Annotated in this window: 10 protein-coding genes; 5 read left to right on the top strand and 5 right to left on the bottom strand. The window is 36.0% G+C overall.

Features of this window, described 5'->3' with window-relative positions:
* On the top strand, positions 1 to 394 hold a 394-nt coding region (locus tag PK35_RS13805), incomplete at its 5' end, for a hypothetical protein (protein WP_238320922.1).
* Between the two features lie 123 nt (positions 395 to 517).
* Here the strand turns inward: PK35_RS13805 and PK35_RS13800 are convergent.
* The 3 genes from PK35_RS13800 to PK35_RS13790 form a co-directional block, all read right to left on the bottom strand.
* Positions 518 to 988 (bottom strand): type II secretion system protein GspG, encoded by a 471-nt coding sequence (locus tag PK35_RS13800; protein ID WP_044627138.1) that lies wholly within the window; start codon positions 986 to 988, stop codon positions 518 to 520.
* A 108-nt stretch (positions 989 to 1,096) separates the two neighbouring features.
* Positions 1,097 to 1,396, bottom strand: a complete 300-nt coding sequence (locus PK35_RS13795; RefSeq protein WP_044627137.1) for a thioredoxin family protein — start codon at positions 1,394 to 1,396, stop codon at positions 1,097 to 1,099.
* A gap of 44 nt (positions 1,397 to 1,440) precedes the next feature.
* Positions 1,441 to 2,667 (bottom strand): metallophosphoesterase, encoded by a 1,227-nt coding sequence (locus tag PK35_RS13790; RefSeq protein WP_044627136.1) that lies wholly within the window; start codon positions 2,665 to 2,667, stop codon positions 1,441 to 1,443.
* Positions 2,668 to 2,839: 172 nt separating this feature from the next.
* Here PK35_RS13790 and PK35_RS17200 point away from each other — a divergent pair, with 172 nt between their 5' ends.
* Positions 2,840 to 3,454, top strand: a complete 615-nt coding sequence (locus tag PK35_RS17200; RefSeq protein ID WP_162182422.1) for a response regulator transcription factor — start codon at positions 2,840 to 2,842, stop codon at positions 3,452 to 3,454.
* Here PK35_RS17200 and PK35_RS13780 read toward each other — a convergent pair.
* Positions 3,451 to 5,379 carry a tetratricopeptide repeat protein gene (locus PK35_RS13780; protein ID WP_044627135.1) on the bottom strand — a complete coding sequence of 643 codons (1,929 nt, stop codon included), beginning with the start codon at positions 5,377 to 5,379 and terminating at the stop codon, positions 3,451 to 3,453. The genes PK35_RS17200 and PK35_RS13780 overlap by 4 nt on opposite strands.
* A 182-nt stretch (positions 5,380 to 5,561) precedes the next feature.
* Here PK35_RS13780 and PK35_RS17195 point away from each other — a divergent pair, with 182 nt between their 5' ends.
* A complete protein-coding gene (locus tag PK35_RS17195) occupies positions 5,562 to 6,875 on the top strand; it encodes a T9SS type A sorting domain-containing protein (protein ID WP_052826002.1) in 1,314 nt (437 codons plus the stop codon).
* A 155-nt stretch (positions 6,876 to 7,030) separates the two neighbouring features.
* Here the strand turns inward: PK35_RS17195 and PK35_RS13770 are convergent, their stop codons facing one another.
* Positions 7,031 to 8,437, bottom strand: a complete 1,407-nt coding sequence (locus tag PK35_RS13770) for an aldehyde dehydrogenase family protein (protein WP_044627134.1) — start codon at positions 8,435 to 8,437, stop codon at positions 7,031 to 7,033.
* A 96-nt stretch (positions 8,438 to 8,533) separates the two neighbouring features.
* Here PK35_RS13770 and polA point away from each other — a divergent pair, with 96 nt between their 5' ends.
* Entirely contained in the window at positions 8,534 to 11,398 is a 2,865-nt protein-coding gene (gene polA / locus PK35_RS13765; RefSeq protein ID WP_044627133.1) for a DNA polymerase I, read from the top strand.
* Between the two features lie 84 nt (positions 11,399 to 11,482).
* A complete protein-coding gene (locus PK35_RS13760; RefSeq protein ID WP_157841070.1) occupies positions 11,483 to 12,331 on the top strand; it encodes a DUF4421 family protein in 849 nt (282 codons plus the stop codon).
* Positions 12,332 to 12,345 lie beyond the last annotated feature (14 nt).

Below are 12,345 nucleotides of genomic sequence, written 5' to 3'. Positions count from 1 at the left end.
GCCATATTTCAGGACTAGACATATGAAAAAACTGCTTGCAATAATGATAATTCTGACTTTTAACTCGTGTTTTATGTTCGAAGAAAACGGAATTGAAATGAAAGTTAAAAATGACTCAAGCGAACCAATAACAAACGTGGAATTTACTACGACCGAAAAACTGGACGTGATAAAAATTGACCGAATCGAGCCGAATGAAAGCGTGACTGAATTTTTATCGATGCGGAAAAATGAAACTGACGGAGCTTACTCGCTGACTTTTACTCGTGCGGACGGAAGAAAGGAAATAAGTGGTGGCGGATATTATACAAATGGAGGCTCGTTAGACCATTGGGTTGACTTTACTGTCAAAAATGACACAACGATTGTGAAATTTGATGGACCGATTTACTGAAAAAATACTGGTGGCAACAATATATAACCGCAATTACGGCGGATTTGACTATGATATTAGGTTTAAAACAAAACATTCAACAAACACTACAAGTTTTAAATAGAACGTACAATTGTTTGCAGGTTATTGACTTGAAGTTATATCATCTTTAGTATGAAATTTACCATCATATCCTGCCGAAATGATGATAAATTTGTTTCCGTTATTGGTAATTGTATATTGATATGCTCTGTCCCAAGCATCAGTTTTCCAACTTTGCCTCATGGGGTTATTACCTATAAGCTCGTTTATTGTGTTTGGATATGTATTAAAATGTGCTTTAAACGCTTCAACTCTCCCACTCATTTCGGCTATTTCCTTTTTGGTTTTTTTAGGAAAAATAGCTTTTCGTTGGTAGGCAAAAAACACTATAGAACTTACTACAACAAGCACAAAACAACATAAAAACAAAAGCGCACTGGGTTGCAATGCATATTTTTGAAATGGCCGTTTTACACCATCTTGCTTTTCTTTAGCTCTAATGCGCTTTTGATGCTTAAAATCTTCGCGAATAAGACCAAATTCGGCTAATGTGGTTATTATAAATTCTAACATTTTTTAATAGGTAAAGCCGCGTTAAGGATTGCAGTGAAAAGCCCGCAGCTTGCGAGGACTTGTAACGTAAAGCCTGACGCCGACCTTAGGAGGCGTAACGCCAAAAAATTAAATATAAGCTTCTACTTTAGCTATAATATCGTTGGCTTGTTGCTCGCCACTTTGGCGCCATTTCATTTCGCCGTGTTTGTAAACTATAAGTGTAGGCAGGGTTTTTATGCGAAGTGCTTCGGCTAAATCTTTGTTTTTATCGACATCAATTTTTATAACTTTTACCTTATTACCTAAGGTTGCCGCCACGTCGTGCAAATTTTGATGCTGGGTTTGGGTTTTGTTGGCATCCCATTGGTTATAAAACGCAAGCAGCACCGGAATTTCAACATCTATAAGTTCTCCAAATTTCGACATAAATTAATGCTTTTGTTAAACAAATATAACGATTTATAACACAATTAAGCAGGTTTTGTACCGCGTTTTAGTTCTATTACAGTTACTTCGGGCCAGATGCCTACGCGCCCAGGATAACCTAAATACCCAAACCCGCGGTTTACGTTTATGTATTGCCCCATTTGCTGGTAAATGCCTGCCCAATGTTTGTAGCGCCATTTGGCTGGGCTCCACTTTATAAGTCCTGGTATTTCGATACCAAATTGCATGCCGTGTGTGTGCCCGCTTAGGGTTAAATGGTAGTGATAATTATCTGGTATTACTTGCTCTTCCCAATGGGTTGGATCGTGACTCATAAGGATTTTAAAATCGGATGCCGACACGTTTTGAGCTGCCTTTTTTAAATCGCCTACTTTTTTAAAGCCTTTCCCCCAGTTTTCTACACCTACTAAGGCAATGCGTTCGCCATTTCGCTCGATAAATCGGCTTTCGTTTAGTAATAAATTAAAGCCCATACTTTTTTGAATTTGCTTTAATTGCTCTAAGTTTTCGGCCTTTGCTTCTTTGGTTTCCCAGTGTACATAATCGCCATAATCGTGATTACCAAGTACCGAAAACACGCCATCTTTAGCTTTTAAAGTCCCAAATGTATTTTTCCAAGGTTCCATTTCGCTGGCTTTATTGTTTACCATATCGCCAGTGAATAAAATAACATCGGACTTTTGCTCGTTAATGAGGTTAACGCCATACTCAATTTTTTCATGGTTATCGAAACTACCCGAATGTATATCGCTTATTTGCGTGATTTTATAACCATCGAAAGCTTTAGGTAAATCTTCGAAGTGCAAGGTATAATTCAACACACGATAACGGTATTTACCACGATACATACCATATAAAATTGAGGCAAATGGTACTGCTGCTAACCCTAAGGCAATCTGACTTATAAATTTTCGTCGCGACGGAATACTAAAAGATTCCTTTTGTGAAAATAATTTGTTGTATAAGCCCATGATAATTCTAATAATATCCTCACCAAACATGAAAGGGATAATCACCAAATTAAAGGCTATAAATGCTAATAAAAACCCGAATGCATAGCTTTTTCCAGGTGTGAGTACACGACCTTCGGAAGCGGATAAGAATTGATATAGAAAATTAGCCTCTACAATAACCGCAATAGCTAAAAACAAATAATAAATCCAAACGCTTTTTACTGCTGTTTTAAGTGCTTGGAAACCGTAAATTGAAAGGAGTGTGTAAGAAATTATAAATATAATCCAGCGGAGCATATGTTTTTTTTATCAAATATAAAGTATTTTTTAACTTGGTTTAGCATTTAACTAATTGTTAAGATTTCTGGAAATGAACCTGTTTAGATTTAATTTTCATCGAAAAAATTTAAATAGTTGTTTTAAAAAAGGTAATTTTCGGGTAGAAAACTCCCTTAAACTATTTAATAGTATGTCTACCATTCGTGTCTTAATTATTGAAGACGACCCCATTATTGCCGAAGATATTAGCGAAATGCTTACCAACGTAAATTATACTGTTGTTGCTACGGCTTATGACAAACCTGAAGCCTTAGAATGCATAGATACGTTAAAACCCGATTTAGTATTACTCGACATAAACCTTGACGGAAATTTTGAAGGGTTTGAAATTGCAGAACATATTAACAAAACACGTAAAATTCCGTTTTTATACCTCACCTCGTACTCTGGAAAGGACATTGTTGAAAAGGCAAAACAAACTTTACCCATGGGATACATTGTAAAACCTTTTAATGAAGGCGAACTATTTTCTAGCATTGAAATTGCACTGCACAACTTTTCGAAATTTATTTTACCTCTGGATTTAAACCGTGAAACTATTAACCATTTAATTGCATCGCCACTAACCGAAAAGGAATTTGATGTTTTAAAAGGATTATATGATGGCAAAACCAACGGGCAATTAGCTGAAGATTTATTTGTAAGCATAAACACCATAAAAACACATATTAAAAACATTTACGAGAAAATGAATACGCATACCCGTTCTGAAACCATGTCGTTGCTTAACGAGTTGCTCCACTAAGCTTTTTTAGGGATTTCAATACTAACCTCGGTGCCATTTTTATTTGTAGTAGTTATTTTAGCTTTTAACTTTTGAGTTAAGGATTTTAATAATCGCTGCCCAAAGGACGCTTCTTGTTCTTTTTCACCCTTACTTTTCTTTCCACCAATACCATTATCACTAACCAAAAGTTTGTACAACGTATCGGTTTCAATCATTTCAACGTTTATTTCGGGTTGCGGAATAATAGTTTCGGGGAAGGCGTGTTTAAGCGAATTGGTTACTAATTCGTTAACAATTAAACCCAACGGAATAACCTCTTCTAAATCTAAAACTAGATTTTTGGCTTTTACTGTCGTTTTTATGTCGTGTTCGGATTTGTTATAAGAATTAAAAATACTTTTTACCAATCCTGAAAAGTATTCTTGAATATTTACCATATTTAAATCCTCGCCAGAATACAAGCTTTTATGCAAAATGGCCATAGACTGCACGCGGTTTCTTCCGTTTTGAAGCACTTCGAGCGCCTTAGCATCGGTAACGTATTTTGATTGTAAATTGAGCAGGCTGGAAATCATCTGTAAATTATTCTTCACCCGATGATGCGTTTCGTGCAACAACAATTCTCTATCGCTTAATGCCTTGGTTATAATTTTATTTTTCTGTTTGTTTTTGGCATACATTTTATAAAAAGCTATTGCCGCAATTAGCAATACCAATACCCCAATTAAACTCGCTGTTATAATAATTCGAGAACGCGATAACATAGCTTCGGATACCTCTTTTTCTTTACTCAACAAAGCAATTTCGGCATCTGTTTTTTGTTTTTCGTATTTCGCATCTTTCTCGGCGATTATTTCTATAGATTCTTTAGAATAAATAGAATCGCTCAACGTCGTATAATCTTTAAAACTTTGGAGCGCCTCTTTAAATCGTCCGCTTTTTTCATAAGCTTGAGATAACAATTCGTAAGCCGCTTGTTGTTGGTATAACGATTGATGCTCATCGAATTCAAAAACGGTTTTTAAATGCGAAATAGCTTCTGGATATCGCCCTAGCTTTATAAGTACCTCGCCCATGTTTAACTTCGATTCGCATAAATTGTACGTGCTACTCAAATTTTCTCGTATCTGTAAGGCTTTTAAATGCTCTTGATAAGCCTCTTGCAAACGCCCTTGCTTTTGCCTTAATACCCCTAAAAAATCATGATGAAAACCCATTTCTCGCAAAGTTGGAAACACTTTATTTAGCGCTTTTTGTTGCATGAGGTGCGTTTCAGCTTTTTCAAAGTCATTCAATTCGGTAAACAGCATACCTAAATTAGCATGAGTACTTGCCATACCAGCGCTATCGTTTAACGTTTCAAATTGTTCTAGCGCTAAAAGGTATTTATCTTTTCCTTTTTCTAATTGATCGATATTCCAATAAAAACCTGCTAAAACGTTATTGATGCTTGCTTTTTGGGTTGGCGAGCCTATTTTTTCGTAAATGCTTGCCGCTTCTAATAAATGATTTTGAGAAATCACATTATTTCCTAAAAACGAATTTAACGAACCAATAAAATGAGCACTTCTGGCAATGTTTAATGAATCTTTGGTTTTTAAAGCAACATCGTGTATTTTTTGATAATAGTCTAGAGCCGTTTTATAATCACCTTGCCAACGGTGGCTTGCTGCAAGAATGTAATTATTACGCTGGTGTTTATCTGCATCATCTTTATCAATGTAATCTTGTTTTAGAGTATTGGCGGTTCTTTCGGCTAGTTCAGGATCGCGCTGCACCACATATTCTCCTAATAAAAACAGCGCTTCTTCTTTTTCCGATTTAATCGAATTTCCATTGATGATGGTTTGCAAACTGTCTTGATAAGCATCTGGCTTTGCATCTTGTGCAAAAACACAGGTGCTAAATAGGAATAGTAAACACAATCGAAGAAATATAGCCATGTACAATTTTATGATATCACAAAAATACAAAACACAATTTTTTAAAAAATCACCCAAAAGGATGAAATACAACTCGTATTAAAACAGCAATTTAGCATTGCTATTAATCATTAAAGAACTGTTTTCATTCACCCAAATAAAATTGGGTGTTTGAATTCAGTCTTTTTCAAGACACATTAAACATGAAAAAAATTACGTTCTCAATTTTAATCACCTTAATCTTTACAACTTTTACGATTGCGCAAAATGTTAGCATTCCAGACGCCGCTTTTAAAAACTATTTGGTAAATAATTCTGAAATAAACACTAACGCCGATGGTGAAATTCAAGTCTCTGAAGCCAACGCATTCACAGGATCTATAATTGCTAATTCTTTAGGCATTTCAGACCTAACAGGAATTGAAGCTTTTACAAACCTTAACCGCTTATACTGCCTATCGAACAACTTAACGAGTATAGATGTTTCAAACAATACAGCAATCACCGTTTTATCGGTTAATTATAACAGTCTTACAACACTAGACCTCACCAACAATACTAACTTAGAGCGATTAGCTTGTATGAGCAACAATTTAACAAGTATAACCATACCCAATAATACCGCATTAAATTTAATTGACTGCGGATATAACGATTTAACGGAAATAAATATTGATAACAAAACAAACCTAGAGTCTTTAGTTTGTTCCTATAATGACATCAATACGCTAAACCTTTCTAATTTAACACTTTTAACAAACTTAGAATGCGAAGGAAACAACCTTACAAACCTTAACACTTCTAGCAACACAAATTTACAGACACTTTCCTGTAACTCTAACGATTTAACATCACTCGATGTTAGCACAAATACAGCTTTAACTTATTTAGGATGCACCTATAACGAGATTGCTTCTTTAAACCTTAGCAATAACACCCTCTTAACGTCAATTAACTGTTTTAATAACAACCTAACCGCTCTGGATGTTACAAACAACACGTTGCTAACCAACCTAAGATGCCAGTACAATAACCTTGAGGCCTTAGACCTAAGCAACCAAACTTTACTAACTAATTTTTTCTGTGAAAACAATGTGTTAACAGAGTTAAACCTTAAAACTGGTAATAATAGTAATATGACAACATCTAACTTTACCGCAGCAAACAACAACCTTACTTGCATTACAGTTGATGATGTTAATTACGCCAATACCACCTTTACAAATATTGATTCTGGAGTAAGTTTTAGTGAAAATTGCAGCGGTTCTTTAAGTACATCAAACATCGACAAATTAGCTATAACCATTTACCCCAACCCAGTTAAAAACACCATAAACATTTCTGCAAAAAATGAGGGAAATATTAATTCTGTAGAATGCTATAATTTATTAGGAAAACGTGTTTTTAAAGCGCCATTTAGTAATAAATTAGATGTTAGCCATTTAAAAACTGGCATGTATGTAATAAAACTTAATAGCGATTATGGTTCAAGAATTCAAAAAATAGTTGTCAATTAGTTAATTATTTTAGTCTGCCTGAAATACTCATTTAAGATGATAGTTTAGAGTGCTCCCGATTATGTTTTGGGATAATACAATGTTTTTAATAATTTTTAATAGCTAATTATTATTGATTAACTCCATACCATATCGCTGAGCTTTCAGGCAGTTTTTTAAAACCATCTCAACGTAAAATCGGCTACTTTTTGTTTAAAATTGGTATACGGCGGAAACACCATTTTTAAGGCGCCCAACCAATGGCTTTTTAAAACGGCGCGTTGGTTTGAAAATGCTTGAAATCCAAAATAGCCATGCGTTTTACCAATACCACTGTTGTTAATGCCTCCAAAGGGCAATTCGTGGTTTGTAAAATGAACAGCTGTGGCGTTTATACAAGTACCACCAGCTCGTGTGTTTTGCAAAATAAAATTGATATTCTTTCTAGATGTACTGTAAATGTAAAGCGCCAAAGGGCGTTCTTTTTTATTGATATAAGTTACAACTTCATTCAACGTTTTATAGGCTTTTACGGGAAGAATAGGACCAAAAATTTCATCTTGCAACAACTGATTATGTTGTGGTAAATCTGTAATTAAAGTCGGGGCAATGTAATTATCGGTTGCGTCATAATTTCCACCTTTTTCTATGATGGCTTTGGCTTCTACCGCCGCTTCAATATAACTTGTTAAGCGTTTAAAATGCTTTTCGTTTACAACACGCCCAAACGATTTCGACTTATTCGGATTTTTACTAAAATAATCCACTAAAGTTTCCTTATAAGCTTTTACAAAAGCCTCCTTTTTACTTTCGTGCACCAAAACATAATCGGGTGCAATACACGTTTGTCCTGTGTTTACATGTTTACCCCAAACTAGACTTTTTACCGTGGTTTCAATTTTTGCCGTGTCGTCAATAATGGTGGGCGACTTCCCGCCTAACTCTAAGGTTACTGAAGCTAAATGTTTCGCAGCGGCTTGCATAACAACTTTTCCAACGGTTGGCGATCCTGTAAAAAAGATATGGTTAAAAGGCAGCTTCAATAAGTTTTTAGAAATCTCAACATCTCCTTCAAACAATGCCACTTCATCTTCATTAAACAGCGCTTTTACAATATTTGCCAAAACTTTCGACGTGTTTGGTGTCATTTCAGAAGGCTTTATTATCGCCGTATTTCCAGCAGCCATTGCCGATACCAAAGGACAAAACGTTAAGTTTACTGGATAATTCCATGGCGAAATTATTAAACACACTCCTTTGGGTTCGTATTGAATGTACGACGATGTTCCAATTAAAGACAACGGTGTTCCTACGTGCTCCTTCCGCGTCCAACGTTTTAAGTTTTTAATTGCCACTTTAATTTCCTTAATTACAAGATATAATTCAGTTAAATCGACTTCCAACTGCGGTTTTTTAAAATCGGCATACAAAGCATCTCGAAGGTCTTGCTTGTACGTGCTTTCCAATGCCTTTTTTAACGCTTTTAATTTTTTTATTCTTATTTTATAAGAAGCATTTGCCACACGAAACTGGTTCGCTTTCTGCTTATTAAAGATTTGTAAATACGGATTCTCCAATGCCATAAAAGTTTTGTTGTTATGAAAAATACAAATTGCATTTCAATTAATTTATAATCTTTCATAGTTTTCGTAGTTTTACGTTCTTTCAAATTCAAACTCATGTCAGACCAAAAACGTCTTTTCTTAGTAGATGCTTACGCCTTAATTTTCCGTGGGTATTACGCCTTTATAAAAAATCCAAGAATCAACTCAAAAGGCATCGATACGTCTGCCATTATGGGTTTTATGAATTCACTTTTAGATGTGATAAAACGCGAGCGTCCAGACCATTTAGCCGTATGTTTCGATAAAGGCGGAAGTGCAGATCGCGTGGAAATGTTTGAGGCTTACAAAGCCAATCGCGACGAAACGCCAGAAGCCATAAAAGTAGCCGTACCATACATTCAAGAAATTTTAAAAGCCATGCATATTCCTATTATGGTGAAGGAAGGTTATGAAGCCGACGACGTTATAGGAACCTTATCAAAACAAGCCGAAAAACAAGGTTATCAAACCTTTATGGTAACGCCTGATAAGGACTTTGCACAGTTAGTTTCTGAAAACATTTTTATGTACCGCCCAAAATCGTTTGGTGGTGGTTATGAAACTTGGGGCATTCCTGAAGTACAGAAAAAGTTTGAAGTTGAAGACCCGTTACAGGTGATTGATTTCTTAGGAATGATGGGTGATGCGAGTGATAACATTCCAGGTTTACCAGGTGTTGGTGAGAAAACCGCAAAAAAATTCCTGAAAGCCTATGGAAGTATGGAAGGTTTGTTTGAAAACATCCATGAGCTGAAAGGTAAAATGAAGGAGAAGGTAGAAGCTAACCAAGAATTAGGTTTACTATCGAAAAAACTGGCTACCATAATGCTTGATGTTCCGGTGGAATTTGATGAAAAAGATTTTGAAATGTGTGATCCAGATATTGAAGCGGTTAAAACTATTTTTCAAGATTTAGAGTTTAGACGACTTACTGAAAACTTCTTAAAAACTTTTGCCGCTGAAGCTGAAGCCACGGAAAGTACTTCAAAAACCGCAGATACAACTGTTTCCCCTTCGGGGAAAATGTCCGCAGGACAAAAGGGGACAGCAGGCGCTGGGCAATTTTCTCTATTTGGTGGTGATGTTAATGAGTCAGATACCGAAACAAGTTCAGCATCGCACATCCGAAAAACTGCAGAAAACACAAGCCATTTTTACCAAAGCGTCGCTTCTGGAATGGCAACAAAACTCTTCATTAAAAATTTAATGAACCAAACTTCGGTGTGTTTTGATACCGAAACCACAGGTTTAAATCCGTTAACTGCAGAATTGGTTGGCATTGCATTTTCATGGGAAGTTGGCAAAGGCTTTTACTTGCCTTTTCCTGAAGACAAAACCGAAGCACAAGATTTAATCGAGGAATTACGTCCGTTTTTTGAAAGTGAAACCATTGAGAAAATCGGCCAGAATTTAAAATACGACATCAAGGTTTTAGCCAAATACAATATCGAGGTAAAAGGTAAATTGTTCGACACCATGTTAGCGCATTACCTCATCAATCCAGATATGCGCCATAATATGGATGTATTGGCAGAAACCTATTTGAATTATACACCAATTTCAATTGAAACGTTAATTGGCAAGAAAGGAAAAAATCAGCTTTCAATGCGCGATGTTCCTTTGGAAAAACAAACGGAATACGCGGTTGAAGATGCCGACATCACCCTTCAATTAAAAGAACATTTTCAAAACGAATTAGGCGAAGCCAATACCCAAACCTTGTTTGATGATATTGAAATTCCGTTACTACGCGTTTTAGCAGCCATGGAATTGGAAGGCATTAATCTAGACAAAGACTTTTTAGCGTCACTCGCAGAACAACTAAACAACGACATTGCGACACTCGAAAAGAGTATTTACGAAGCTGCTGGCGAGGAATTCAACATTGCATCACCTAAACAATTGGGTGTTATTTTGTTTGAAAAAATGAAGCTGGTTGACAAGCCTAAAAAGACCAAAACTGGGCAATATTCTACTGCAGAAGATGTATTGAGTTATTTGGCTAAAGACCATGAAATCATCCAAAATATTTTAGATTTTAGAGGTTTAAGCAAACTTAAAAGCACGTATGTTGATGCATTACCGCTTCAAGTTGAAGAAGCCACAGGACGCGTACACACCGATTATATGCAAACCGTTGCCGCTACTGGTCGTTTAAGTAGTAACAACCCGAACTTACAAAACATTCCTATTCGTACCGAGCGTGGTCGTCAAGTGCGAAAGGCGTTTATTCCGCGAAGCGAAGATTACACCCTTTTAGCTGCTGATTATTCTCAAATTGAATTACGCATTATCGCAGCCTTAAGTGAAGAAGAAACCATGATTGAAGCCTTTAACAACGGTGAAGATATTCACGCTTCAACTGCTGCAAAAGTGTTTAATGTGGCTATTGAAGACGTCACGCGCGAACAACGTAGCAACGCCAAAACCGTAAACTTCGGTATTATTTATGGCGTTTCTGCTTTCGGATTAAGTAATCAAACTAACTTGTCTCGCAGTGAAGCCAAAGAGTTAATTGACACGTATTACGAAACCTATCCGAAGCTAAAAAACTACATCAGTAAACAAGTCGATTTTGCACGCGACCATGGTTATGTGCAAACGGTTTTAGGCCGTCGCAGATATTTAAAAGACATCAATTCTAGAAATGCGGTTGTTCGTGGTGCTGCCGAACGTAATGCGGTAAATGCGCCAATTCAAGGTAGTGCTGCCGACATTATTAAACTCGCTATGATTGCCATTCACAACAAACTTGAAGCTGGCAATTACAAAACAAAAATGCTACTACAAGTGCACGATGAATTGGTTTTCGACGTTTATAAACCAGAACTGGAAACCATTTCAACTTTAATTAAAACCGAAATGGAAAACGCTTATAAACTAGTTGTACCGCTCGATGTTGAGTTAGATACTGGTGATAATTGGTTGGAGGCGCATTAATTTTTACATCATTAAATGAAACGTTTTTGCTTCATCGCCTGTTTCTTTTTAATTTATAAGGTATCTGCTCAAGACATCGTTAACTTGAGCGAATACCTGATTACAAATGTTTCAATAAATACTCAAAGTGAACTGCTTTCTGTCATTGATGACGACAACAATCAACGTTATTCCATTGAAGCCGCAAACAACCTACGCACAAAACTATCGGCTAATTACAAGTTTTTAGGGTTAGGTTTTGGCTTTTCACCACACACAAGTAATCGAAAATCGAAATTTTTAGAGGCCAGAGTTAATGTATTTTTAAAACAATGGATTTTAGGTGCTAATTTCAGCCGAATAAAGGGCTTTTATGCTCAAAATGATTATCTACAAAATGTCCAAACTGATTTTCCCGATTTAAAATCGACGCGCTACACCTTATCGACATCTTATAATTTTAACGACAAGTTTTCTTTAAAACACTTAATTCAGAAAAACGAATGGCAACGCACAAGTGCTGGTAGCTTTGTACCGAGTTTTACAATAAGTTATAACAGAATTTTTGACCTTGTAGATAACGAGAAATACAAGCAACACAACTACGATTTTAGCATTTTACCAACCTATCATTACACCTGGTGCATCGACAATAATTGGTTTATTGCTCCATCGGTAACTCCAAAAGCAGGTGTTAGATTTTCGAGTAACTCTAAAGCTAAAAACACATTTTTTACGCGCGGATTTAACTTCAGATTACAATTTGGTATCACCACAGAACGGGTTGCTGTAGGTGCCATTTTTAATTTTGAAAGCAACAATATTAATTACAAATCGGTTAGACGAACCATAAACGACCGCAACCACGGGCAACTCTATTTTGCCTATCGCTTTGATGCACCTAAATTTCTTGAAAGAACTGTTGAAGGTATTGAGCGGAAGTTGGGAATCTAAATACATTTTTCATA

It is taken from the genome of Neotamlana nanhaiensis, from assembly GCF_000943555.1.
GTDB classification, from domain to species: domain Bacteria; phylum Bacteroidota; class Bacteroidia; order Flavobacteriales; family Flavobacteriaceae; genus Neotamlana; species Neotamlana nanhaiensis.
The sequence above is the reverse complement of the archived record's forward strand: the minus strand, read 5'-3'. Positions and strand labels throughout refer to the sequence as shown.